Origin of the sequence: Psychrobacter sp. 28M-43 (assembly GCF_014770435.1) — a bacterium.
In the GTDB taxonomy this organism is placed as follows: Bacteria; Pseudomonadota; Gammaproteobacteria; order Pseudomonadales; family Moraxellaceae; genus Psychrobacter.
The window spans coordinates 1,689,659-1,715,130 of record NZ_CP061739.1 but is presented as its reverse complement, the minus strand read 5'-3'; the positions used below and the strand labels follow the sequence as shown (position 1 = coordinate 1,715,130).

Here is a 25,472-nt window from a genome sequence, read left to right as displayed (position 1 = left end):
ATAAAAAACATCCATTTATTTCATCATACCTAGGACTGTGATTATGCCTACAAACCCAACGTCTACAGCAACTGCCACACCGCATCGCCTGCCAAATTTTTGTGCTGGCCCTGCTACCATGCCAACAGCCGTATTAGAGCGCGCGCAGAGTGAACTGCTTGATTGGCAAGGTCGCGGCCTGTCGGTCATGGAAGTCAGCCATCGTAGCAAAGAGTATATGGCCATTACTGACAAAGCAGAAGCTAAGCTACGCACGCTTATGGAAATACCAGATAACTACAAAGTGCTATTTTTGCAAGGCGGCGCAAGTTTGCAGTTTTCTGCAATTCCATTGAACCTGTTAAATGGTGGACGCGGTGACTATTTGACGACAGGTGCATGGTCAGGCAAAGCGATCAAAGAAGCCAAGCGCTATGAAGCACTGGGTCTGGGCGAGATTAACCTAGTTGCGACTGGCAAAGAGAATAACTTTACTGACGTACCAGCGCAAAGCGATTGGAATATCAGTGAAGACGCCGCTTATTTTCATTACTGTGCCAATGAAACAATTCATGGCCTACAGGTATTTGAGCCACCACAAGTAGATGCGCCAATCATTGTTGATATGTCATCTTGTATCTTGTCACAGCCGATAGACGTGTCTAAATTTGGCATGATCTACGCGGGCGCACAGAAAAATATTGGTCCTGCAGGTCTGGTTATTGTCATTATCCGTGAGGATTTGATGGGGCAAGCAAGTGAATGGTGTCCTATGCTGCTGAATTATGAGCATCAAGCTGATAAAGAGTCTATGTCTAACACGCCAGCGACGTACTCTTGGTATTTAGCAGGGCTAGTGTTTGATTGGTTGGAAGAGCAGGGCGGTGTGGCTGCTATCGGTAAAATCAATCAGCAAAAAGCCGATTTACTTTATAAGACAATCGATGAGAGCAGTTTTTATAATAATCCAGTAGATTCTAAGTATCGCTCTATCATGAACGTGCCGTTTACTTTAGCAGACAGCAGCCTTGATAAAGTATTCCTAGAAGAATCAGAAAAAGCTGGCTTGTTAAATCTAAAAGGTCATCGTGACGTAGGCGGTATGCGAGCCAGCATCTACAATGCCGTACCACTTGAGTGGGTACAGCAGCTGGTTGATTTTATGATAGCGTTTGAAAAAAAGCACGCCTAAGCAAAAGAGTAACCGCTAACGTATAAAGTCTTGCTATATAAAATGTACAACAAAAAAGGCGTAACTAGTCATGGTTGCGCCTTTTTTATATGTATAAACAGACAGTTTGGTCATACTAGCACGTAGTAATAATAGTTTGCCGTGGATATCGCTTAATGCTATCACCATTAAGTCATATCCACGGCAAACCATTAGGTTAAAAAACCTAAGTTTGTTATGATAAAATTTTGCTATAACGCTGTTTTGCTGTCAGGCTTTACGTTTTGATATTTATATTGGTTAGCATAGAGGTTTGTTATAACGTCATGATAATAAAAAACGCCCTGTTAAAAGCTGTATTGCTAACCATCACCGTCAGCTGGATACCGAGCAGTATCGCTGCACCTATCACGACGACCGCGCTTGGTCACAATAGTCCTACTGAATACATCGATGCACCTTACTTACCTTATGCCAATCCAAAAGCGCCATCAGGAGGTACGCTTTCTCTAGATGCTCGCGGTACGTTTAATAGCGCCAATAAATGGATGACCACGGGTGTGGCGATGATTGGCACAGACTATCTGTATGATACTTTGATGACTGGTTCATTAAATGAAGCATTTACCATGTATCCACAGCTGGCAAGTAAAGTGACATATGATCCCGGTGATACAAGCTGGATTATCTATCATCTCAATCCTGATGCTCGTTTTTGGGATGGGTCGGGTGTGACCAGTCGCGATGTAAAAGCGACTTTTGAGGCGATATTGAACAAAGGCCCCATGTATATTCGCAGTTATCTAAGTGATATCAAAGACATTCAAATCATTAATGATCAACAAGTAAAGTTTGTCTTTGCCTCTGCTGACAACAAAGAGATTTTACTGACTGTTGGGCAGTTTCCTATATTTGCCAAATCTTCTATTGATACCGATTTTGAGACAATCAGTCTGTCACCATTGATGGGTAGTGGTCCTTATAAATTGGGGCGAGTTGATGCAGGGCGTTCGGTAAGTTATATACGTGATCCCAATTATTGGGGGCGTGATTTGATGGTCAATCGTGGCCGCTACAATTTTGATATGATCAAGTTTGTTTATTATCAAAGTGATGAGATTGCCTTTGAAGGTTTTAAATCCGGTCAATACCGTTTTCGTCCCGAAAATAAAGCATCTAACTGGGTAACTGGGTATAATTTCCCCGCAGTCAAAGCAGGGCTTATCCAAAAAGAGACGATAACCAGCCAAAATCCAGTACCGATGCAAGCATTGGTGATGAATTTGCGCCGTCCAATCTTTCAGGATATCAAAGTTCGCCAAGCACTGACGGCTGCTTATGATTTTGAATGGATGAATAAAACCTTATTTCACGGACAGTATGAACGTTTGCAAAGCTTTTTTCATGGATCAGAGCTTGCTGCAACGGGTACACCATCTGATGCAGAAATGCAGGTATTGACGCCTTTATTGTCTGAGCTTGAACCGATACAGCGTAAAGCGACATTAGCAGAATGGCAGCTACCCACCAGTGATGGGAACGGCTTTAATCGTCAAGGGTTATTAGAGGCGCGCCAGCTTCTATTAGAGGCTGGGTTTTATTACGAGGATATGAAACTATATCGACCTGATGGATCGCTTGCTCAGATTGAGATTTTGATGACAGGCGAGACCATGGGCCGTGTATTGTTACCTTACATTCGCAATATAAAACGCTTGGGATTTGATGCTACTTTGCGCCAAGTCGATGGGCCGCAATATTATGAGCGAATGCGCCGTTTTGATTATGATATGGTCGTGGACGTATTTGCTCAAAGTCTATCTCCTGGTGCTGAGCAAGCGGCATTCTGGGGAAGTGCTGCTGCTGACGAGCCGGGTAATCATAACAGTGCTGGTATCAAGAATGCCGCCGTCGATAAGGTCATTGCCGCCCTTGGTAATGCTAAAAATCGTGACGAGATTGTACTGTATACGCGGGTGCTAGACCGGTTGTTGCGCGCAGGTCATTATGTCGTACCGCTATACGGCAAGTCTGGCACCAATGTCGCCTATTGGGATCAGTATCGCCATACCGAAAAACTACCAACCAATGCTGTTGGTATCGATTACTGGTGGGTGGATAAAGAGGCAGAAGGGCGTATCAATAAGTATTTAAAGCAGTAGACAGTTTTTATTATAAAGTTTGACCCGATAACAACGGACAGCTGAGTATATATGCTGTTTTTATCAAATATATGCTTCTGTTATCAAATAACAGTTAGATTAGGGCGTATCCTCATTTTAAAAATGGTGATAAAAATGAGATAAATTGCCGTCAAACGAGGAAAATAGTGCAGATAATATCGAGATATTGACCAACTATTTGACGATGTTTGGAAAAATTTAGCTGTTTTTAGCTCATTTAGAGGACACTCGTTTGAATTGAGGACACGCCCTAGATAATTCAAAATAACACGCAACAAAAATAACTACCGGTAAGGATTTAACATGAGTATCCGTATTCACCCAATCAAAGCATTTAGCGATAACTATATCTGGACATTGATCAATGAAAATAATAAGCAAGCGATTGTCATCGATCCAGGTCAAGCCCAGCCGGTCATTGACTATCTAGAAACGCACGAGCTTGAGCTAACCTCGATTTGGACGACTCACCATCATCATGATCATATCGGCGGCGTCGCAGAGTTACAGGAGTCGTATCCGATGACTCATCTGGTTGCACATAGTGAGCATGGCGTCGATGAAGATCAAACTATCAAAGATGGTAGCACGGTGAGCGCATGGGGCTGCTCTGCGCAAGTCTGGGATGTGTCAGGGCATACCGCTAGCCACATGGCCTATATCTTAGATATCGATGGGCAAAAGCACTGCTTCTGCGGTGATACGTTGTTTAGTGCAGGTTGTGGGCGTGTCTTTACTGGTACGATTGATCAACTGCATGAGAGCTTTAAGCGTTTGAACGGCTTACCTCATGAGGCACTACTGTATCCTGCGCATGAATATACGGCCAGTAACCTGCGTTTTGGCCTGTCTATTGAACCTGATAACGAATCGATGCAGCAAGCCTTAGTACGAGCAGAAGCTCAAACTGAACAAGGTCTGCCAACACTGCCAGTGACACTAGAGCATGAGCGCGCGGTAAATGTGTTTTTACGTACACAAGAGCCAAGTGTAATCGCAGGGGTTAAATCCAAAATGCCTATCGATGATGAGAAGTCATTGACAGTATTTGCAGCGTTACGTGAGTTGAAAAACAACTTTTAAAGCAAGTTTTTAACAAATAGTTTGCTTTTAAGCACCTATTTAATACACCACAATTCGCTGCTGAACGTCATTGTCCTCTCTCTTTATCTAGGAAGTCGCCATTATGGGTCGTTATATCTTAAAAAGACTACTACTGATATTGCCGACGCTATTTTTGATATTGCTTGCCAACTTTGTGATCGTACAGGCAGCACCAGGCGGGCCTGTTGAGCAGCAGCTGGCGCTTATCGAACAGGGTGCAAAAGATAATGCGCTTGGCGGTAATATTGGTGCGGGCAGTGCAGGTGGCAACGACAGCACTTATCAAGGCACGCGTGGTCTCTCTGAGGAGATGGTCGCCGCAATCAACGCTCAATATGGCTTTGATAAATCTGCCCCAGAGCGATTTTGGCTTATGTTAAAGAACTACGCTCAGTTAGATTTTGGTGAGTCGTTTTTTAAAGGGCAGTCGGTGACAGAACTTATCGTAGAGAAGTTACCAGTCTCGATATCGCTTGGATTATGGAGTACGCTGCTCATCTATATTATTGCCATTCCATTGGGAGTGTATAAAGCGATGCATCACGGCTCAGGCATTGATAAAGCCACGGCTATGTTGCTGGCGATCGGACATGCGATACCTGTGTTTGTCTTTGCAGTAATCTTACTGGTTTTCTTTGCGGGGGGCAGTTACTGGAATATCTTTCCATTACAGGGATTGACGTCCGAAAATTTTGATCAGCTAAGCGCGCTTGGTAAAGTAAAAGATTATTTTTGGCATTTGGCGTTACCGCTGCTGGCAAGTACTGTAGGCGGTTTTGCGGGTTTGACCTATTTGACCAAATTCAGCTTTTTAGAGGAATTAGGCAAGCAGTATGTACTGACCGCACGCGCTAAAGGCTTAGGTGAGCGTCAAGTGCTATATGGCCATGTGTTTCGCAATGCGATGTTGATTATCATTGCAGGTATTCCAGCCGCTATCGTTGGTATCTTCTTTGCGGGTAATTTTTTGATTGAGATTATCTTTAAACTAGATGGCCTCGGTTTGCTAGGTTTTGAAGCCATTCAACAACGCGATTATCCAGTGATATTTGGCACACTATTTATCTTTACCTTAGTAGGGCTACTATTGCAATTAATCAGTGATTTGAGCTATCACTTAATCGATCCTCGTATTGATTTTGAGGGGCGCTAATGTCAAATAATCAAGCTTCATCAAAGAGCAGTCCTATTAATAGCGAACCAGATAAAGCGCCAATGCCTGAGCAGCTATCTACCACAAAAAAGCAACGCTTAAACCCTATATGGCAAGCACGTTTAAATCGCTTTCGCCAAAATCGTCTTGGGGTGGTATCGCTATTTTTTTTCGCAGTGATATTTGTCATCTGCATGGCGGCTAATGTCATTGCCAATGACAAACCATTATTAGTGCAGTATCAAGGCGATTATTACTTTCCTGTATTAAAGGCCTATCCTGAAACGACGTTTGGCGGTGTGTTTGAGACCGAAACCAATTATAAAGATCCTGCAGTGCAGTCGCTGATTGATGAGAAAGGGTTTTATATAATGCCGCCTATCCCGTTTGCTGATCAGACGCCCAACGTCGAGCTTGGTCTGCCTTATCCAGCAGCGCCCAATACTCAGAACTGGCTTGGTACTGATGATATGGGTCGTGATGTGCTGGCACGGATACTTTATGGTATGCGAGTGTCGTTACTGTTTGGTTTGGCCTTGACGCTTGCGGGCGCACTGATTGGGATTATCGTTGGTGCGGTACAAGGTTATTATGGCGGTTGGGTAGATCTGGCAGGGCAGCGATTTATGGAAGTATGGGGCGGTATGCCTCAGCTGTTTATGATTATTATTTTGGTCAGTCTGTTTAGTCCTAGCATTATTATGCTGTTCGCTATGATGCTGTTGTTCGGCTGGATGGGACTGGTCGGTTTGGTACGGGCAGAGTTTTTGCGAGCCCGTAACTTTGACTATGTGCGAGCTGCACGCAATTTAGGCGTTTCGGACAGCCAAATCATGCTCAGGCATATCTTACCCAATGCGTTAGCTTCTAGCTTATCGCAGTTGCCATTTATTTTAACGGCTAATATTATCGCTTTAACTGCGCTGGATTTCTTGGGATATGGATTGCCGCCTGGCTCGCCGTCTCTTGGTGAGCTAATGGTACAAGGGAAGAACAACCTCGATGCACCTTGGCTTGCTTTGTCAGGATTCTTTAGTTTGACCTTTATTTTATCATTACTCATCTTCGTTGGCGAAGCGCTGCGTGATGCGTTTGATCCGAGGCGTTCTTAATATGACTAAAAATATTATCGCCACCGAGCAAAACAACGCACCAAATGAAATCCCTAATCGTGCACAAGATAAGCTTATGCTGACAGTAGATAGTTTAAGTATCACGACTGCTACAGGCGCCCAGTTAGTCGATGCGCTGTCTTATGAGCTAAGACAAGGGCAAACTTTGGCTATCGTTGGTGAGTCAGGCTCTGGCAAATCGATCGCCAGTCTTGCGCTACTAGGTCTGTTACCAGATAGTTTAACGATTACTGGTGAAGTTCAGTTGGCAAGTACGGCAGGTATGTCTACCTTGCCCATATCCAATGATAAGGCGCGTAATGCTGCATTGCGGTCTATTCGTGGACAGCGGATTGGTATGGTATTTCAGGAGCCGATGACCGCATTAAATCCGTTGCATACGGTCGCCAAACAAATCGCTGAATCGTTGCGTCTAAGCGGAATACCTAAGAAGCAATGGCGAGACACTAGCATTGCTTTGCTAAATGATGTCAATATTGCAGATCCTGCTGACAAATTGAACCGTTACCCACATGAGTTATCAGGTGGTCAGCGTCAGCGAGTAATGATTGCCATGGCATTGGCTCAGCAGCCTGATATTTTAATCGCTGATGAGCCAACGACTGCACTCGATGTGACGTTGCAGCATGAGATTTTGGCGCTATTAGATGATCTCAAACGTCAGCATAATATGGCGATGATATTAATCAGTCATGATCTCAACCTAGTCAGACGCTATAGTGATGAGGTCATCGTCATGCGTCATGGTCAAACCATTGAGCAGGGTCAAACGTCAGCGGTATTTAGTCAGCCCAAAGCCGATTATACTCGGACGCTTATTCAGCAAGACTTTGGTCAAGCATTGACCATAGAAGACGATAACGCGGATAAGCACCCAAGCGTACTAGAAGTGAAGCGTCTTAACGTACAGCTCCCAATTGAAAAAGGTCTGTTTGGTGGTACCAAGCGCTGGTTCGATGCGGTCAAAGATGTCGATATGACGCTACAAAAAGGCCAAGCATTGGGTATCGTCGGTGAGTCTGGCTCTGGAAAAACCACCATTGCGCTGGCGCTTAGCCAACTACTGAGCAATCAAGTACGTGTGAATGGGCAGATAGTGGTCAACGGGCAAGATATTTCGATATTGTCCAAAAAAGCGCTACGTAACTTCCGCGCGCAGATACAGATGGTATTTCAAGATCCATTTGCCAGTATTAATCCGCGTATGACGGTCATGCAAATCGTAGAAGAAGGATTGTTAGTACAAGGCGTGGATAAGGCCGCCCGTCAGCAAGCGGTGCTAGATAGTCTTGCTACGGTACATTTGCCTTTATCATTTGCGCAGCGTTATCCTCATGAGCTGTCAGGTGGCCAGCGTCAACGCGTGGCACTGGCGCGTGCCCTCATTATGAAACCAAGCTTACTTATATTGGATGAGCCGACCTCCGCGCTCGATAGCACCACACAGGTCACAGTAGTTAGTTTATTACGTGAAATCCAAGAAAGACTGCAAATCAGCTATGTCTTTATCAGTCATGATCTCAAGGTAGTACGTGCACTGTGTCAGCATATCATGGTATTGAAACAAGGGGTGTGTGTAGAGTTTGGGCGTACCGAAGATCTTTTCAATCACCCACAACATGCTTACACTCAGCAACTGTTAAAGGCAAGTACTGACTAGTTTAAACGACTTACTGTAGCCACTGAGACTGATCAATAAAATTAAGCGACTAAAATAAGCGGCTTGGTATAAAACTGACACATCGCAGTTCATAATAATAGCGACATATTGAAAAAAGCAGTGGTACAATAATTTTAGAGAACTGCCCATTTTGTAATGCTGTGATGCGTATCTTTATACATTCTAGCACTCGTAAGTTAGTAATATTTAACTGACTGCCCAAAACGGTCTTTATTGCCGTTAAAACCATCATTAAAAAGGATTTTTGTGCTCATGAAAACACAAAACAGTATTACTAAATTGGTAAAGAACAACAGTTTGCAGCATGCTGGTTATTTGGCTGTCGCTAAGACTCGGGCAAAGGTATTAAAAGCAGTGTCTTATGTGATACCTATCAGAAGACCAATGCTCTTTGTCGGTGAGACTGCCTGCGATGAGCTATGCGATATGCTTATCAATGAAGGCAATACCAATGTGTTTATTGTCACGGATACAGTGCTCAACGAACTGGGCATACCTGCGAAAGTAACTGATTATCTAGATGCGAAAAATATTAGTTATCACATCTATGACGGCATTACGCCAGATCCTACTTTTAAGGTAGTTGAAGAAGGACTCCGTCAATCTGTAGAGGCCAATTGTGACTCTATCGTAGCCATTGGCGGTGGCTCAGTGATCGATGCGGCCAAAATGATAGCCATGTCTCAAGGCAACAAGTGCAAGCCAAAGCAGCTAATCGGTATTCTTAAAGCAAGAAAGCCTGCGACGCCTTTATACTGCGTACCAACGACGGCTGGCACGGGTTCAGAGGCGACACTTGGTGCAGTAGTATCGGACGATAAAACGCATCAAAAAGCATTGTCTATCGACCCAAGAATGGTACCACTAGCCGCAGCGATTGACCCAGTTATCATGAAAGGCATGCCAGCCCATATCACAGCAGATACTGGTATTGATGTATTGACCCATGCACTAGAAGCATGGATGAGTGCCAATGCCAGCGTAGAGACAGATTACTATGCAGCCTCTGCCGTAAAATCTGTCATGCATTATCTACCACTAGCTTATAAAGATGGTGGCAATCTAAAAGCAAGAGAAGAGATGGGTATCGCCGCTCATTACGGCGGGATTGCCTTTAACAAAGCAGGTCTAGGCTATGTGCATGCTATCGCGCATCAGTTAGGCGCTTACTATAGTATTCCTCATGGCCGTGCTAACGCCATCGTGTTGCCTTATGTGCTCGACGTCAATCGCAAAGCGAGCAAAAAAAGACTGGCTGCATTGGCTAAAAGAACCGGTATGGTACAGGATGGTCAAGCAGCCAATGGCGATAGTGAGATAGCAGATAACCTTATCACGCAAGTTAGAGACTTGATTGCAGCTCTAAACATTGATCCGACTGTCAATGGTATGCAAACCAGCGACTTTGATGATATTGTAAAGGCAGCTGCAAAAGAAGTCAGTGACACCTATGCAGTACCAACGTATTTATCAGCCGCTGAAATTAAAGAAATTCTAACGAAAATTAAGCAGGCAAGTGACGAACGTTCTAATAAAGATAGCCAAAAATCTTTATAAACCTATGCTTACATTGATAACCTTACGATAAATAAAAGCCCATTACTTTTTTGAGAATGGGCTTTTTTATTGCATTTGAGATAATAAAGCTTTCGTCTTATTTCTATAACTCATACTAAAATATATAATCGTTATCAAATAATCGTTTAATTTATCTTGTAATTAAACTCAGTTGATAAAAAATATCTTAATAAACTGTAAATATATAACAGTATAGGAATGTTTCAGTGATACAAAAGCGTTAGGATATGTAAAGGACATTACGCTTAGGAGATTTTTATGAATCGCATATTACCATCTAGAATTATAGGGTTAGTTATCATAGCGAGTAGTGCGATTTACGCAGGCTGCGCATCAACTGAAAACAGCTCTACTGTAAAGAACACAACTGCCGCTAACCCATATGCACCGACTACGCCAGGATTGGCAGTAGCCACAGTAGCGGGTGGGTGTTTTTGGTGTGTTGAAGCAGGTTATGAAAAGATCCCTGGCGTGGTGGAGGTAGTGTCTGGCTATACGGGTGGCACCGCTGAAAACCCAACCTACAAACAAGTATCAGCAGGTGGTACTGGGCATACAGAAGCGGCGCAAGTATATTATGATCCTAAGAAAATTACTTACAACGGCATAGTACAAGCGCTGTGGAGAATTGCTGATCCTACTGATGATAAAGGGCAGTATGTTGATCGCGGCACACAGTACCGTCCAGCAATTTTTTACAATAATGCGCAAGAAAAGCAAATCGCAGAAGCGGCTAAGCAATCACTGCAAGTCTCTGGTGTGTATGATAAACCAGTAGTGATTGAGATTGTACCTGCTAGCACTTTTTATCCTGCTGAAGAGTATCATCAAGATTACTATAAAAAGAACCCGATACGCTATAAAGCCTATACCTTCAATTCTGGTCGCTATCAATTTATCGAGAGTGTCTATGGTAAAAACTATGAGCTTGATTTTAGTAAGTTTACGCCCGAAGCAGATAGCACACAGCAAGTGACGTCAAATAACACATCAGATAGCAAAGTAAGCAAAGGTTTTAACCCAGAGACATTCGTGAAGCCTTCACAAGATGCGCTAAAGAAGTCACTTAGTGACATTCAGTACAAAGTCACTCAAAAAGAAGGTACTGAGCGCGCTTTTGATAATGAGTACTGGGATAATAAAGAGCCTGGATTATATGTAGACATCGTATCTGGTGAGCCACTATATTCTTCGCGTGATAAATATAAGTCTGGTACGGGCTGGCCGAGCTTTACTCGCCCATTGGATACGAGCTTAGTGGTTGAAAAGCCAGATCGAGGGATATTTGGAACTCGTACTGAAATTCGTAGCCGTTACGCGGACTCACACGTGGGCCATGTATTTGATGACGGTCCAGCACCGACAGGCAAACGCTATTGCATGAATTCAGCAGCGCTCCGCTTTATTCCACTGGCGCAGATGGAAGCTGAAGGTTATGGCAATTGGATCGACGAGGTTAGACCAGTTGGTTAATTAATATTGATTTATTAAATAAAAAAACGCTCACTATTGTCTAGACGGCATAGTGAGCGTTTTTTTGTTATTTATAATAATATTGCTAATAGTATTTAAAAATGTTCTTTTGAGGTTTTTTGTGTAATATAATTACTGTAATGTACAATTTTAGTTAATTTTGTAATCAAAGTTTCTGTTACTAATCGTGAAACTACTTCAAAGGACGCAAGCTATGTTAAAAAATTCACAGAATTTTGTTGTAGATACAACCGTAGTTACTTCTATTCGCAAAGAAGATCATAAAGCAGGTAAAAAGGCATCTTATCTAGTAATCAGTATGCTGTCACTTAGTGGTATATCCCTAACGACAGAGTTTGCATTAGCAGTAGACTCTGTTGATGTAGATCAGTGTTTTTATTTCGATAATAGTTCAGCCTGTGATCGACTTGCAGGACAGTCACCTTTTGGAGCAAAAGGAGATACTGGTGAGACAGGCCTCAAGGGAGATAAGGGTGACAAAGGAGATAAGGGCGATACTGGTTTGACGGGCGCCCAAGGTGTTCAGGGTATTCAAGGTCTGACTGGCGCTAAAGGTGAAACTGGTGCTCAAGGTATTCAAGGTCTGACTGGTGCTAAAGGCGATACTGGCGCCCAAGGCGAGCAAGGTATTCAAGGTCTGACTGGTGTTAAAGGCGATACAGGCGAGCAAGGTATTCAAGGTCTGACTGGTGCTAAAGGAGATACTGGACTAACTGGTGCAAAAGGCGAACAAGGTATCCAGGGTTTGACTGGCGCTAAAGGCGACACAGGTGAACAAGGCATTCAAGGTCTGACTGGCGCTACTGGCGCCAAAGGTGATAAAGGCGACATCGGTCTGACAGGTGTCCAAGGTGAGCAAGGTCTTCAAGGTTTGACCGGTGCCAAAGGCGATACTGGTGCTAAAGGTGATAAAGGCGACATTGGTCTGACAGGCGCTACTGGTGCCAAAGGTGATAAAGGCGATATCGGTCTGACAGGTGCTACTGGCGCCAAAGGTGAGCAAGGTATCCAAGGTTTGACCGGTGCCAAAGGCGATACTGGCGCTAAGGGTGATAAAGGCGACATCGGTCTAACAGGTGTCCAAGGTGAGCAAGGTCTAACAGGTGCTAAAGGCGAAACTGGCGCCCAAGGCGAACAGGGTATCCAAGGTTTGACAGGTGCTAAAGGCGAAGCGGGTAAGGATGCTAACATCAATGTTGCTGTACAGACCTCTAATAGCACAGCCACACCAGCCCAAGCGACAGGTAAAGATGCTATCGCGATAGGTAATGGGGCAGTAGCTGAAGGCAGTCAGTCTATTAGTATCGGTGTAGGTAATTTGGTAACAGGTAAAAACTCTGGTGCCATTGGTGATCCAAGCACAGTCAGTGGTTCAGGTAGCTATAGCTTTGGTAATAATAATACGGTAACTGGCAATAACACGGTCGTTTTAGGAAATGGCATTAGTACAGCAGTCAACAACGCAGTCGTTGTTGGAAGTGATTCAACATCAAACCGTGATAACACAGTGTCGGTTGGGTCAGCGGGTAGTGAGCGTCAAATCATCAACGTAGCAGATGGAACACAGAATACAGATGCAGTCAATATCAAACAGTTGAATACCGCAAAAATCAATGCTGTAACCGAAGCTAATACCTATACTGATAACAAATATGATGTTTTGAATAGCAGCTTTCAAAGCTATGCTAACGGTGTAAATCGTCGAGTTGATGATGTGGAAAAAACTGCAAATAGTGGTGTGGCGATCTCTTTAGCGACACAGCAGGCTATTCCTAATCTCAGCCCAGGTAATGTGGCTGTGTTTGGCGGCATGGGTCATTATGAAGGACAAAGCGCTGTTGCTATTGGTGCTGCCACTATGTTAGATAATGGTCGAACATCAGTTAGTGGAGCCTTTGGTTTTGCTGATTCAAGATTTGGTGGAAGAGTAGGTGTATCTTATATATTTGGACAGTAAGTGTTTTTTAGTTCATTCCTATATTAAACTATTTATAATCACACAGTAGGTTTTATCCAAATAAAAAGGACGCATCATATGCGTCCTTTTTATTTGGTTGTTATTCACAACAGCCTAAGCAACTAACAGCAACTTAAAACGCTGGCTGACGTTTAGGAACCGCACCTAAAAATTCATTACGTGCTTGATTATTGTGTTGATATTCGCCAAGCATCGCGGTGCTACGCGTGGTTGAATGTTGTTTGCTAACACCGCGCATCATCATACACATGTGCGATGCATCCATAACGACTGCGACGCCGCGGCAACCAGTCACATCCATAATGGTCTGCGCAATCTGCTCGCTTAGGTTTTCTTGTATTTGCAAACGACGAGCAAACATATCGACGATACGGGCAAATTTTGACAGTCCCAAGACTTGACCATCAGGTAAGTAGCCGATATGAGCGACACCATGGAACGGTAGCATATGATGCTCACACAATGAATAAAACTCAATGTTCTGTACCAGTACCAGCTCGCGATTGGCTGATGGAAACACAGCGTCATTGACCACTTCTTCTATGCTTTGATGATAGCCTTGGGTCAGATGGGCAAAGGCCTTTGCAGCACGTACAGGCGTATCTAGCAAACCCGGACGATCTAAGTCTTCGCCAGTTGAAGCAATCAGTTGGCGATAAGATTCGGTACTTTCTTTATAATCTGGGGTTATGATGGGGGTGTTACTCATAAGTTTGGCAGCCATCCAAAATGTGGGTGTAGCTTAACGTTGAATCCTATCATTTGAGGATTCTTATAAAAATTGTGCAAGCTGGGAAGGGCTGTGATTATACTCGAAATCTGCTGAACTTCATACTGCTGTGGCTAGCAGTTGAGTCTTTAATCACTAAAGGGGTGCTTGGTACTCAGTTTGAACGGTTATAGTGTTAATATTCGAAGTGCAATTTTTTCATAAAATAAGCAAACTACTATAGTCTGAGTATTTTATCTTGAAGCGTTGATGCTAAAATGTATTCTAGTAATTCGCGAAAAACTCTCACTGTCGATACTACTTCAAGTGATAAACTGCTATTAGTCATTTTGACGTTATTAGTTGTTTGTATCAGTCAATCCAATAACAAGAACCAAATACAGTTTACGACTGTTTACTTAAATTAATTCGTGTATAATAACTCATCTTTTCATTTGTACTATTTAGTAGTCTCAATCTTCTAATTACTCTAAATAAATTCTTATTCTAAATCATCTCGATTGATTCAAAAGGAAATCTTATGCTACTGCAAGGACAACGATTTGTCGTAACTGGCATCGCAAGTAAACTCTCTATCGCTTGGGCTATCGCAGAAGCGCTGCACCGCGAAGGGGCTTCACTAATTCTGACTTACCCGAATGACAAAATCAAAAAACGCGTCGATATGGCCGCTGAAAAATTTGAAGCAGATTTGGTTCTAGAATGTGACGTAGCTTCTGATGAGTCAATTGCTGCATGCTTTGAGCAAGTGACTGCTCACTGGGGCGACGGTATTAATGGTGTGGTACATGCCATTGGTTTTGCACCGATGGATCAGTTGGATGGCGATTTTGTCAATGCCACGACTCGTGAAGGCAGTCATATCGCGCATGATATCTCTAGCTATAGCTTCGTTGCATTGGCTAAAGCGGCTCGTGAGTTACTAGCGATGCGCCATGGCTCTATGTTGACATTGACCTACGAAGGCAGCATTTCGGTATTGCCAAACTACAATGTCATGGGTATGGCAAAAGCCAGTTTAGAAGCCAGCGTTCGTTATTTGGCAACTTCTATGGGCGGTGAAGGTATCCGTGTTAATGCGATATCTGCAGGTCCTATCCGCACGCTAGCGGCTAGCGGCATTAAATCTTTCCGTAAAATGCTCGATATTAGCGAAAAAATTGCGCCACTACAACGCAACATCACACAGACAGAAGTAGGCAATGCCGCATTGTTCCTATTGTCGCCTTGGGCATCTGGTATCACAGGTGAGATTATGTTCGTTGATGCAGGTTTCAATACAGTAGCTATCAGCGAGCAGTTGATGATGCTTGATGAACCAGCACAGTAATTGTTATAGATGATTCGTTTGATAATAGAAAAGACAGCCAATTGGCTGTCTTTTCTGGTTATACTATGAGTCTTTTTGGCTACGTGCTTTTTTAGCAGTGTGCACTTTTAGCTGCGTGCCTTTGGACGAGGGATATGATAACCAAGTTACCAAAGTGGATACTATGGGGCGGGGCAGTATTGGCATTTAGTGCTGGTTGCGTGAATACGACGGCGTTAATGGGGTTTGCCAATTTATCAGTGTCGCATGTCACGGGCAATGTAAGCTTATTTGCAGCGGCTATCGCTCATTCAGACGCGCGTAGTATTTTATATATTGGTACCTTGTTGCTGTCCTTTTTGGCAGGGGCTATACTAAGCGGTTTTGTCATTGGACAGACATCATTGAAACTCGGTCGTCGTTATGGACGAGCGCTATATCTAGAAGCAGCACTACTGTTGGTGAGCTATTGGTTGTATCAGCAGCATGATTACTTAGGGCAATTAGCAGCAGCAATGGCATGTGGACTGCAAAATGCGATGGTCGCAACTTATAGTGGGGCGGTCATTCGTACCACTCACTTGACAGGGCTGACCTCAGACATGGGGGCGGCAATTGGTAACTGGCTTGCTGGTCGCTCTATTAGTAAGCCAACCTTGGGGTTTCAAGCTATTATTTGGTATTGCTTTTGCGGTGGTAGCGCAGTAGGCGCTTTCTTGTTTGCAAAAGTCAGCTATGATGCTTTGTTCGTTCCCATCGCCATTGTGTCGACAGCAGCATTTGTATACAACTATGTCTCAGATCATTTGCCAGAAGTGAGAGAACCAAAAAAAGATAGGCGCTTATCATAGTGATAAACGCCTATCGTGCCTATTATTAACCGTATTGGTTTTTGCATGTTTATTTAGGTGTAGAATAGCGAGCTGTTAAAACATGCTTTAGTCTTATTCTTTATGATCTTCGTGCTCATGCATTCCTTGCATCATATCGAGCATAGAGTCGTCAGTACGTTGTTGATCTTCTTTAGCTAGGCCATCTTGATTAATGTCTTTTGGTGCCATTTTGGTCGTTGAGTCCGTTTTATTTGAGTCTGTCATAAAGTACTCCAGTGTTTTTATTTACTTCTTAATAGAGATGTTTTAATTAAATCTTTATTTGTTGACGCTCGTATCTAGTAGCGCTTGGCTTTTATTTAACTTATCTAGTATGCAGTGTGGTCATAGTCTTGTACATATACAGAGTACACTTGTTTAGTGACTATGTGTAACTGATGCTGCACTTAACGATGCAACTAATAATGAAGCCAGTTACATGGCTAATGACGAAGTTTACGAATTACTAGCATAAGTTGTAAAAAAACGAGTTTCGACGTATATATCTTAAACCGATAATTTATGTTTTATTTTTAGGTTTCTTACACCGTCTTTGATTCAATAAGGACATTCTATGTCAGAGCAAAAGCTAGATAGCCATCTTCCTAATGATGGCAATGAATATTTATTTACTGATACCTTCCCAAAAGGTACAGGAAAAGGGTTAATTGTGGTCGCTATTGCCGCGATTATTGCGTTGATTATTTATAATGTATTGCCGTTCGATATCAATGCTAATAAAGGTCTCGCAGTCCTGTTTTTTATTGGGGTACTTTGGCTTACAGAAGCTGTGCACGTCACCATAACAGCGCTACTTGTCGTAGTAATCGGTGCCTTGGTTGGCATACCAGACTTCGATGCTGAAATCGGTCTGCAAAGCTTTGCCAATCCTACTATTTATCTGTTCTTTGGTGGTTTTGCTTTGGCAGCAGCATTGCATGTGCAGCAGCTAGACAAAAAGATCGCACTAAAGATTCTATCGATGTCTGGTGGCAAACTGAGTACAGCTGTATTTTTGATATTTGGTGTGACGGCATTTTTGTCGATGTGGATATCGAATACTGCTACAGCTGCGATGATGCTCCCATTGGCACTCGGTATCTTGACGCAAGTTGATCGTGAAAAAGACCGCGGTACGTTTGTTTTTGTACTGCTTGGTATTGCTTATTCAGCCAGCCTTGGTGGTCTAGGTACGATTGTTGGTTCGCCGCCCAATGCTATTGCAGCAAAGGCGCTCGATATTGCCTTTGTAGACTGGATGAAGTTTGGTATTCCGATGATGTTGGTACTGTTACCATTATTATTGGGTGCGATGTATGTGTTCCTAAAGCCTAACCTAAATCGTACTATTGTCCTCGTTGATGATGCGCCGATTGCTTGGAACAAGCCACGTATCGTCACTATCATCGTCTTTATCGTTACGGCATTGAGCTGGATATTCTCCAAAAAGATCGGAGCAGCTTTAGATATCACAGATACTGATGCCATCGTTGCACTATCAGCAGCGGCAGCAGTAGTGAGCTTAGGGTTAGTGTCTTGGAAGCAAGTATCAGATAATACGGATTGGGGTGTGCTCATGTTGTTTGGTGGCGGTATTGCGCTATCGACAATTCTGAAAGTATCTGGGGCGTCTTTGGTCCTAGGGGAAACTGTAGCAATTGCGCTGTCTTCTGCACCACTTATCATTGTGATGATGGCAGTCTCAGCATTTATTATTTTCTTGACAGAATTTGCTTCCAATACTGCCTCGGCAGCATTGTTAGTACCTGTATTTGCCGCTATTGCAGAACAGATGGGTTTGCCACATGAGGTGCTAGTATTGGTCATCGGTATTGGTGCATCGTGTGCGTTTATGTTGCCAGTTGCCACACCGCCAAATGCTATTGTGTTCGGTACAGGTTTGATCAAACAGACAGAAATGATTCGTACAGGTATCATATTAAATATTATTGCTACTATCGTTATCGGGCTATGGGCGTACTTTTTCTTGATATAATCAGTTAGTTACTATAATCGTAGTCATATTTGCTTAGTATAAATGGAACCCCAATGTTCAAGACAAATTGAACGTTGGGGTTTTTTATGGCTTATCGTATGAGATAACGGTATAGAATGTTTATTATTAACGTCATCTTATTAAATGGATTTGATCACATGACACAGTACTTATTAAAAGCAACTGTTCTGATATTACTAGGCGCAATTGCCGTGTTAATGGCATTTATAGCAAAATATTGGGCACCTGATCGTACTGTCGCTGAGTTAAAACAATGGCAACTACCCAACAGCGAATTTATAGACATACAAGGTATGCAGGCGCATGTAGTGCAGTCAGCTAATTGTCATACACACCGTGGCGATGCAGCCGAAAAAAACCGACCCGAAACAATCGTTTTATTGCATGGTACATCGGCAAGTTTGCATACATGGGAGGGCTGGACCAAGGCGCTGTCTGATCAATACTGTGTCGTGAGCATGGATTTGCCAGGGTTTGGTTTGACAGGTCCTTATGTGGACGAGAGCACACAATATAGCAGCGAAAATTATGCGGCGTTTGTCATTGAAGTACTTAATCATTTGAAGCTGGACCGTGTCACGCTAGCCGGTAATTCATTGGGAGGCAAGGTAGCGTGGCGTACTGCAGCTTTGTATCCTGAGCGTGTCAATCGATTGATATTGGTAGATTCAGTTGGTTATCCAGCAACGCCCAAACATATTCCTATTGGTTTTAAACTTGCTAAATATCCAATGATGTCACCAATTTTAAATCGTACCCTACCCAGAAGTGTCGTCGAAAAAAGCGTTTTAAGCGTGTATGCCGATGACAGCAAAGTCGATGAGGAGTTGATTAACAGATACTATGAATTGACCTTGCGCCAAGGTAATCGGCAGGCTTTGAGTCGTCGCCTAAATGAGACTGATGATGACAGTGATCAAGCTCAAATAAAGCAGCTGGACATACCGACTTTGATCTTGTGGGGTGCAAAAGATGATCTTATTCCTGTAGAAAACGCCGCGTTATTTCATAGAGATATGCGTAATAGTCAGCTTAAGATATTTGATAACTTAGGTCATGTACCGCATGAAGAAGATCCGTTAGCAACCGTTGACGTTGTAAAGCAGTTTTTGATTAGTGAGTCAGGAAATGGATAACTTAGAAAAGAAACAGATAACAACCATCGCTGCGATTTCAGATATTCATAGTAATGTCTACGCTCTTGAAGCTGTGCTTGCCGATATAAGATATCGAGATGTTGATCAGATTGTCAATCTTGGTGATATTTTATACGGGCCAATAGCGCCTCTTACTACCTATGAGCTATTAATGGCAAATCGAGATGACATTATTACTATTAGAGGCAATCAGGATAGGCAGATTTATGAAGCCACTACGGCAGAAATTGCTAATAATCCAACCATGGGTTTTATTATCAAAGATCTCTCTAAAAAAGCAATTGAATGGATGCGGTCTTTGCCATTTGATTTTCATGTAAGTGAGGATGTATACCTCTGCCACGGTTCACCGACCGATGACATGATATATTTACTAGAGGATATCGAAACGGGTCAACCAATAGTGCGTAATGATGCGACTATATTGGCGTTACTCGATGGTATTGATAATGATGTTATCTTATGTGGTCACACACATATCCCACGAACAGTAGTACTGTCGTCAGGACAAACTATTGTGAATAGTGGTAGCGTTGGCTATCCAGCTTACGAAGATGATTTGCCTACTATTCATAAGATGCAAACTTATTCGCCTCATGCTAATTATGCTCTTATCAAGTGTATTGAGACTCAACAAGGTAAACATTGGCAAACAGAGCATGTCAAGGTGGCTTATAACCATGAAGCAGCAGCAAATATGGCCCTAAAAAACGGACGTGAAGATTGGGCATTTGCATTGAAGACGGGTAGAGTAGTTCCAGTATGACAGTACTTAAAAACATTCTATCCTAGCAATGACAGCATTACCTTTAGATTAACTATGGATTTTGGTTTAATAGAGATTACGTAAAATGCTAACACTATATATGGTTCAACTGGGCGGCCGTCCTAAAGGCCGTCTGATTGAGCAACACGATATTTTTTTTGGTGCAGCCAGTCAAGTGAGTGGCTTGATAGCAGATATCAATGAACATTGGCCTGAGGTAAAAAATAAATGGCATATAGATTCTTATCGAGCAATTACTAAAGTGGGTAATTACACCATCAAGTTAATTGAATCAAGTGAGCAAGTAGAGGCTGCTACTGACTTAAGGTTATTCTTTATCAATCTAGGTGGCTATCAGCAGGGCAGTTTTGAAGAATTTCATTACAAGCTACTTATCGTTGCACCTAACCAAGCTGACGCGATCAAACAAGCGAAGAAAAGTGATTTTTATAAGCAGTTTACTTTGAAAGATGAAACGTCACCTTTTAATGCAGCTTCTCATATTGATGATAAGTTTGCAGTAGATATAGATGACATATATAACGTAAATGATCTTATCTCAAGTGTTCAGCTTTCGATTGAGCCTATTAGTGATATAGATGAGCTGAATGCTAAAGAAGACAAAGAGTACGTCGGCTATCTAAGCATCAAGAATTTAAAGAAATTGGCGCTATAATAAGTTTATCTAAATTTTATAAAAGTAACCCAATACACGCCTGATTAAATGAACTTAATAGACAGCTTAAGTTTGGATACGTTCTGTAATGTGTGATAGTTTCAGCATTATTGATACAAGAGCAATCAGGACTCGACTAGCTTGAATCATACCCCAATTACCCCCATAATCTAACCACTTCTACATAATAAATAGCCTAAGTGAATATGCCCAATACTTCTGAGAATGAACCAAAAATGCCTAGTGAAAGCAGCGTTGAAGAAAGAAATAAGACGACAAATCCAGATGACAGCCAATTGAATAACAAGTTCAGCGACGATAGAACTGCTTTTCAGACTAGCATTGCCTCTGATCTACCAGTTCTTGCTAAAGACAGCTATTACTTAAGCCGTCTTGAGCGAGAGCTGGCACGTGCTGCCGTGTCTAAGAATAAAAAATCTGATCATGATTCTGAGCAAAAGAATAATTCAGATGATGTACTTGCCAAGAAACGTGCTCAGTACGAGAAAATAAAGACACGTTCTCAAGAAGCTGTGCAGGCACGTATCGATAGTATTCCAAGTGATTTACCTGCCAAACTAAATCTGGATTTGCCTGTTAGCCAACGCGCAGAAGACTTAGTACAAGCGATTATCGATAATCAAGTCATTATCGTCGCTGGTGAGACGGGTTCTGGTAAAACGACGCAGTTGCCTAAGCTTGCGATGCTAGCAGGGCGTGGTATTACAGGGCAGATAGGGCATACACAGCCGAGACGATTGGCTGCTCGTAGTGTGGCAAACCGTATCGCAGAAGAGTTGGGTGAGCCATTGGGTAATACCGTCAGTTTTAAGATTCGCTTTAATGAGCAAGGGACAGCGCAATCTGTTGTAAAGCTCATGACGGATGGTATTTTGCTTGCTGAGTTGGGTCACGATCGGTTCTTGAGTAAGTACGATACGATTATTATCGATGAGGCGCATGAGCGTAGCTTAAACATTGATTTTATTATGGGTTATCTCAAAAAGATGCTGCCCAAGCGCCCAGATTTAAAAGTTATTATTACCTCGGCGACCCTTGATACTAAGCGCTTTAGTGAATACTTCAGCCGTTATGACAGCAAGCTCAAACGGCAAGTCCCTGCGCCTATTTTTAATGTAGAAGGGCGTAGCTTTCCAGTAGAAGTCCGTTATCGTCCGTTGACAGATGAGCCAGTGAACAGCTCAGAAGATGACAGCTACGATGATTTTGAGGAGAACCTGCCGCGTGCTGTGGTTGCCGCTGTCGAAGAGTGCTTTAGCGATGCGCAGAGCAAAGGCCACGCCGATCAAGCTGATATTTTGATATTCGCTGCGACTGAAGCGGAGATTCGCGAAACGCAAGAGGTGCTTGAGCGTCATGGCCCGCGCCATACAGAAGTACTACCACTGTTTGCACGGCAGACTTACGAAGAGCAGCAGCGTATCTTTCAGCCATCGGGTCGAGGTCGCCGTATTGTTATCGCAACCAACGTTGCTGAGACTGCATTGACTGTGCCGGGTATTCGCTATGTGATTGACTTGGGTTTTGCGCGGATTTCGCGTTACTCGTATCGCTCGCGCGTACAACGCTTACCGATTGAAGCAATTTCCCAAGCAGCGGCTAATCAGCGTAAAGGTCGCTGTGGCCGTGTTGCTCCAGGTGTTTGTATTCGTCTTTATAGTGAAGAAGATTTTAGTGGTCGCCCTGAGTTTACTGAGCCTGAGATTTTACGTACTAACTTAGCGTCAGTAATCTTGCAAATGGCCAATCTACGTCTAGGTAGTGTGGATGACTTTGAATTCATTGAGCCGCCTGATAGCCGATTGGTCACTGATGGTCATAAACTGCTAGATGAATTGGGCGCTATTACCTCTAAGAAAGACATCGCTGCTCAGGACAAAACCAATAACCCAAAAGCGAGAAAAGGGCTTGATCACCTGCGCTTGACAGCGACTGGTCAGAAAATGGCACGTATGCCAATCGATCCAAGGCTAGCACGTATGCTGGTGGCTGGTTCCGACTTTGATTGTATTCGCGAAATGCTGATCGTTGTGGCCGCGCTTGCGGTACAGGATCCACGCGAACGTCCTGCCAATAAACGTACGCAAGCGGATCAAAAGCATGCTGTTTTCCGTCAAGACGATTCTGACTTTTTGTTTTATTTGAGTCTATGGAAGGCACTGTTTGAGAAAGATGAAGACGGTAATAAACTGTCTGGCAATCAGCGTAAGCAGTTTGCTAAGAAAAACTATCTGAGCTTTCCGCGTGTACGTGAATGGCATCAGACACACCGTCAATTGGTGCAGATGGTCACTGAGCTAAAGTTAACTGATGTTAATGAGTCAAAAGCTGCTGATAAAAATGTAGCTGTTAATGATCCGACAGCGATCGAAGATGAAGAGTTAAAAGCCGTTAAATATGCCAATCTGCATAGAGCATTATTGACAGGCTTATTGTCTATCATTGCGCACAAGACCGAAAGCCGCGGCGAGTATTTGGCTGCGCGTCAGCAAAAAACCAAGATATTCCCCGCCAGTACGGTGTTCAAACAAATACCACCTTGGGTGATGGCGTTTGAGATGGTGGAGACTTCACAAGTCTTTATGCGTACCGTTGCCAAAATCGAACCAGAATGGATTATCTCAGCAGCAGGTGACTTGCTGAAATATCACTACTTCGAACCACATTGGTCTAAGAAAACAGGACGCGTCAAAGCCTACGCTCAGATTAGTCTCTTTGGACTGATTATTGTTAGTAAGCAGCTGACCAACTATGAGCAAGTTAATTTAGTTGAATCACGAGAGATATTTATCCGTGATGGCTTGGTGACAGGTAACTTTGGTCGCAATGCACCATTTCTGCAACATAATATGGACAAGATTGCTCATATTGAGCGTATCGAAGACAAGCTGCGTCGCCGTGATTTGTTGGTGGATGAAGAGACGCTCTATCAGTTCTATGATAAGAAAATCCCTGAGCATGTCGCCAGTCGTAAAGCGTTTGAAGATTGGCGTGCAGAAGTCGAAAAGCATGATGCCAAGCATCTATTCTTTACTGATGAAGATGTACTTTATAGCCAAGCGCCAACCACAGGGGATTTCCCAGAAGTGTGGAAACTGGGCGATTTAAAACTGCCGCTTCGCTATATCTTTGATCCCGCCAGCGATGATGATGGCGTGACCATACGTGTGCCACTTGCCGCATTACCGCAGCTCGATGCGATTGAGCTACTGTGGGGCGTGCCCGGTTGGCGCTATGAATTGGTATTGCAGCTGCTCAAGTCGTTGCCAAAGGAGATACGTCGCCAAATCGTACCGATACCCAATACTGCAGACAGTTTGTTTGATGAGTTGCAGCCAAAGGGTGGACAAGGATTGCTGAAGCAGCTGTGTCAGGCATTACATCGTCGCGGTATTATGTCGGTGACGCCAGAGAACTTCAATCCATCTACGATTGATCGCTATTTGCAGCCACAAATCTGCGTGGTCGATGAGAAAAACCGTATCATCGAAAAAGGCCGTGATCTACAAACCCTACAGATTCGTCATGCATCCGAAACCAGTCAAGCAGTAAATGAACAGCAAGGCGTGCATACTGAGTTCCCTGAGCATTTTGCTTTTAGCAAAAACCATCATAGCGCAGGTGTGGTAATGAAACAGTTTGCAGCGCTCGTCGCTGATGAAGCGGGAGAAGCTGTATCGATTCATCAATATACTGATGTCAATGCAGCACTTCAAGCACATCGTATCGGGGTACTGACTTTAATAAAAGGCAAACTTGGTGCAAAGAAAAAGCAGTTAACGAGCCAAATCGATAGTATATTTAAACTGGCATTTGCACCACTTGGCGACATGGACAAACTTAAAACGATCGTTATAGATGCTGCGTTAGACGCGGCTCTCGAAGAGCACTATGTCTTATTTGATCACTCTGAAAATTTACCAGAAAGCGCCGATGACATCGCAGTTGGATTGAGCGAGGAGCTACCCTTTACCTCTGAAGAGTATGCCCAAACTCTTGAAGTGGTGGTGAATAACTTCTTATTAACTGGTCAAAGCGTTATCAAAACGCTTAAGAATGTCTACACTCGTTGGCAGCGCATTCGCCAAGGGTTGCTGATGTTAGATCGTGAAATATTTGGTGAGTCTATCGATGATATCGAAGATCAGTTAGAAGATTTACATTTGGCTGATTTTGTTTATCGGATGGATTACAGCCACTGGCAACAGTACCCACGCTATCTTGAAGCGCTACAGATTCGATTAGAGCGTCTGGAGCACAATCTCGACGCCGACCTCGATGGTGTATACGCGCTTGACTTGCATATGGAACGGCTAGCAGGACGTGCGGACAAAGAAGCCATCAGTGAGTATCGCTGGATGGTAGAGGAATACCGTATTCAATTGTTTGCCCAGCCTATGAAAACTCGTATGGCAGTATCGCCCAAGCGTCTAAGCAAGATGTGGGATAAGGTGAGTTAGGCTACATTTT

At 43.3% G+C, this 25,472-nt stretch carries 18 protein-coding genes; 16 read left to right on the top strand and 2 right to left on the bottom strand.

Translation table 11 applies throughout. The features are described 5' to 3' along the window. The first annotated feature begins 43 nt into the window (after positions 1-43). The 9 genes from serC to IEE84_RS13215 all read left to right on the top strand — a co-directional run bounded on the left by serC (position 44) and on the right by IEE84_RS13215 (position 13,433). A complete protein-coding gene (gene serC / locus IEE84_RS07165) occupies positions 44-1,171 on the top strand; it encodes a 3-phosphoserine/phosphohydroxythreonine transaminase (RefSeq protein ID WP_191113656.1) in 1,128 nt (375 codons plus the stop codon). Between the two features lie 308 nt (positions 1,172-1,479). Continuing rightward, on the top strand, positions 1,480-3,312 hold the full coding sequence (locus IEE84_RS07160) for an extracellular solute-binding protein (RefSeq protein ID WP_191115416.1): 1,833 nt from the start codon (positions 1,480-1,482) through the stop codon (positions 3,310-3,312). Positions 3,313-3,636: 324 nt separating this feature from the next. After that, positions 3,637-4,416 (top strand): hydroxyacylglutathione hydrolase, encoded by a 780-nt coding sequence (gloB, locus tag IEE84_RS07155; RefSeq protein WP_191113655.1) that lies wholly within the window; start codon positions 3,637-3,639, stop codon positions 4,414-4,416. 103 nt (positions 4,417-4,519) lie between these two features. Then, positions 4,520-5,590: a microcin C ABC transporter permease YejB gene (gene yejB / locus IEE84_RS07150; protein ID WP_191113654.1), complete on the top strand. Its 1,071-nt coding sequence runs from the start codon at positions 4,520-4,522 to the stop codon at positions 5,588-5,590. 62 nt (positions 5,591-5,652) lie between these two features. Continuing rightward, the gene (locus tag IEE84_RS07145; protein ID WP_191115415.1) at positions 5,653-6,702 is read left to right on the top strand and encodes an ABC transporter permease; all 1,050 of its coding nucleotides are present in this window, start codon (positions 5,653-5,655) and stop codon (positions 6,700-6,702) included. A 1-nt stretch (position 6,703) separates the two neighbouring features. Further along, on the top strand, positions 6,704-8,383 hold the full coding sequence (locus IEE84_RS07140) for an ABC transporter ATP-binding protein (RefSeq protein ID WP_191113653.1): 1,680 nt from the start codon (positions 6,704-6,706) through the stop codon (positions 8,381-8,383). A gap of 273 nt (positions 8,384-8,656) precedes the next feature. Further along, positions 8,657-9,961, top strand: coding sequence for an iron-containing alcohol dehydrogenase (locus tag IEE84_RS07135; protein ID WP_191113652.1), 1,305 nt, complete (start codon positions 8,657-8,659; stop codon positions 9,959-9,961). Between the two features lie 279 nt (positions 9,962-10,240). Next, positions 10,241-11,455 carry a peptide-methionine (R)-S-oxide reductase MsrB gene (gene msrB, locus IEE84_RS07130; protein ID WP_191113651.1) on the top strand — a complete coding sequence of 405 codons (1,215 nt, stop codon included), beginning with the start codon at positions 10,241-10,243 and terminating at the stop codon, positions 11,453-11,455. Between the two features lie 214 nt (positions 11,456-11,669). Beyond that, the gene (locus tag IEE84_RS13215) at positions 11,670-13,433 is read left to right on the top strand and encodes a YadA family autotransporter adhesin (protein ID WP_191113650.1); all 1,764 of its coding nucleotides are present in this window, start codon (positions 11,670-11,672) and stop codon (positions 13,431-13,433) included. Positions 13,434-13,566: 133 nt separating this feature from the next. Here the strand turns inward: IEE84_RS13215 and folE are convergent, their stop codons facing one another. After that, positions 13,567-14,163, bottom strand: a complete 597-nt coding sequence (gene folE / locus IEE84_RS07120; RefSeq protein WP_191113649.1) for a GTP cyclohydrolase I FolE — start codon at positions 14,161-14,163, stop codon at positions 13,567-13,569. A gap of 541 nt (positions 14,164-14,704) precedes the next feature. Here folE and IEE84_RS07115 point away from each other — a divergent pair. Continuing rightward, positions 14,705-15,514: an enoyl-ACP reductase FabI gene (locus IEE84_RS07115; RefSeq protein ID WP_191113648.1), complete on the top strand. Its 810-nt coding sequence runs from the start codon at positions 14,705-14,707 to the stop codon at positions 15,512-15,514. A gap of 134 nt (positions 15,515-15,648) precedes the next feature. Continuing rightward, the gene (locus tag IEE84_RS07110) at positions 15,649-16,344 is read left to right on the top strand and encodes a YoaK family protein (RefSeq protein WP_057760330.1); all 696 of its coding nucleotides are present in this window, start codon (positions 15,649-15,651) and stop codon (positions 16,342-16,344) included. Positions 16,345-16,437: 93 nt separating this feature from the next. Here the strand turns inward: IEE84_RS07110 and IEE84_RS07105 are convergent, their stop codons facing one another. Continuing rightward, entirely contained in the window at positions 16,438-16,590 is a 153-nt protein-coding gene (locus IEE84_RS07105; protein ID WP_166739249.1) for a hypothetical protein, read from the bottom strand. Positions 16,591-16,939: 349 nt separating this feature from the next. Here IEE84_RS07105 and IEE84_RS07100 point away from each other — a divergent pair, with 349 nt between their 5' ends. The 5 genes from IEE84_RS07100 (at position 16,940) to hrpA (ending at position 25,462) form a co-directional block, all read left to right on the top strand. After that, positions 16,940-18,361, top strand: coding sequence for an SLC13 family permease (locus IEE84_RS07100; RefSeq protein ID WP_191113647.1), 1,422 nt, complete (start codon positions 16,940-16,942; stop codon positions 18,359-18,361). 158 nt (positions 18,362-18,519) lie between these two features. Next, the gene (locus IEE84_RS07095; protein ID WP_191113646.1) at positions 18,520-19,518 is read left to right on the top strand and encodes an alpha/beta fold hydrolase; all 999 of its coding nucleotides are present in this window, start codon (positions 18,520-18,522) and stop codon (positions 19,516-19,518) included. Then, positions 19,511-20,305 carry a metallophosphoesterase family protein gene (locus tag IEE84_RS07090; protein WP_191113645.1) on the top strand — a complete coding sequence of 265 codons (795 nt, stop codon included), beginning with the start codon at positions 19,511-19,513 and terminating at the stop codon, positions 20,303-20,305. Before IEE84_RS07095 ends, IEE84_RS07090 begins: the two co-directional genes overlap by 8 nt. Positions 20,306-20,390: 85 nt before the next feature. Beyond that, positions 20,391-20,981 carry a DUF1543 domain-containing protein gene (locus tag IEE84_RS07085; protein ID WP_191113644.1) on the top strand — a complete coding sequence of 197 codons (591 nt, stop codon included), beginning with the start codon at positions 20,391-20,393 and terminating at the stop codon, positions 20,979-20,981. Between the two features lie 206 nt (positions 20,982-21,187). Beyond that, entirely contained in the window at positions 21,188-25,462 is a 4,275-nt protein-coding gene (gene hrpA, locus IEE84_RS07080; RefSeq protein ID WP_224737676.1) for an ATP-dependent RNA helicase HrpA, read from the top strand. The last annotated feature ends 10 nt before the right edge of the window (positions 25,463-25,472 follow it).

What these genes read in the sequence shown, in the direction of transcription:
- serC (WP_191113656.1), top strand. Translation starts at nt 44, where the DNA reads ATGCCTACAAACCCAACGTCTACAGCAACTGCCACACCGCATCGCCTG.
- gloB (WP_191113655.1), top strand. Translation starts at nt 3,637, where the DNA reads ATGAGTATCCGTATTCACCCAATCAAAGCATTTAGCGATAACTATATC.
- yejB (WP_191113654.1), top strand. Translation starts at nt 4,520, where the DNA reads ATGGGTCGTTATATCTTAAAAAGACTACTACTGATATTGCCGACGCTA.
- IEE84_RS07145 (WP_191115415.1), top strand. Translation starts at nt 5,653, where the DNA reads ATGCCTGAGCAGCTATCTACCACAAAAAAGCAACGCTTAAACCCTATA.
- IEE84_RS07140 (WP_191113653.1), top strand. Translation starts at nt 6,704, where the DNA reads ATGACTAAAAATATTATCGCCACCGAGCAAAACAACGCACCAAATGAA.
- IEE84_RS07135 (WP_191113652.1), top strand. Translation starts at nt 8,657, where the DNA reads ATGAAAACACAAAACAGTATTACTAAATTGGTAAAGAACAACAGTTTG.
- msrB (WP_191113651.1), top strand. Translation starts at nt 10,241, where the DNA reads ATGAATCGCATATTACCATCTAGAATTATAGGGTTAGTTATCATAGCG.
- IEE84_RS13215 (WP_191113650.1), top strand. Translation starts at nt 11,670, where the DNA reads ATGTTAAAAAATTCACAGAATTTTGTTGTAGATACAACCGTAGTTACT.
- folE (WP_191113649.1), bottom strand. Translation starts at nt 14,163, where the DNA reads ATGAGTAACACCCCCATCATAACCCCAGATTATAAAGAAAGTACCGAA.
- IEE84_RS07115 (WP_191113648.1), top strand. Translation starts at nt 14,705, where the DNA reads ATGCTACTGCAAGGACAACGATTTGTCGTAACTGGCATCGCAAGTAAA.
- IEE84_RS07110 (WP_057760330.1), top strand. Translation starts at nt 15,649, where the DNA reads ATGATAACCAAGTTACCAAAGTGGATACTATGGGGCGGGGCAGTATTG.
- IEE84_RS07105 (WP_166739249.1), bottom strand. Translation starts at nt 16,590, where the DNA reads ATGACAGACTCAAATAAAACGGACTCAACGACCAAAATGGCACCAAAA.
- IEE84_RS07100 (WP_191113647.1), top strand. Translation starts at nt 16,940, where the DNA reads ATGTCAGAGCAAAAGCTAGATAGCCATCTTCCTAATGATGGCAATGAA.
- IEE84_RS07095 (WP_191113646.1), top strand. Translation starts at nt 18,520, where the DNA reads ATGACACAGTACTTATTAAAAGCAACTGTTCTGATATTACTAGGCGCA.
- IEE84_RS07090 (WP_191113645.1), top strand. Translation starts at nt 19,511, where the DNA reads ATGGATAACTTAGAAAAGAAACAGATAACAACCATCGCTGCGATTTCA.
- IEE84_RS07085 (WP_191113644.1), top strand. Translation starts at nt 20,391, where the DNA reads ATGCTAACACTATATATGGTTCAACTGGGCGGCCGTCCTAAAGGCCGT.
- hrpA (WP_224737676.1), top strand. Translation starts at nt 21,188, where the DNA reads ATGCCCAATACTTCTGAGAATGAACCAAAAATGCCTAGTGAAAGCAGC.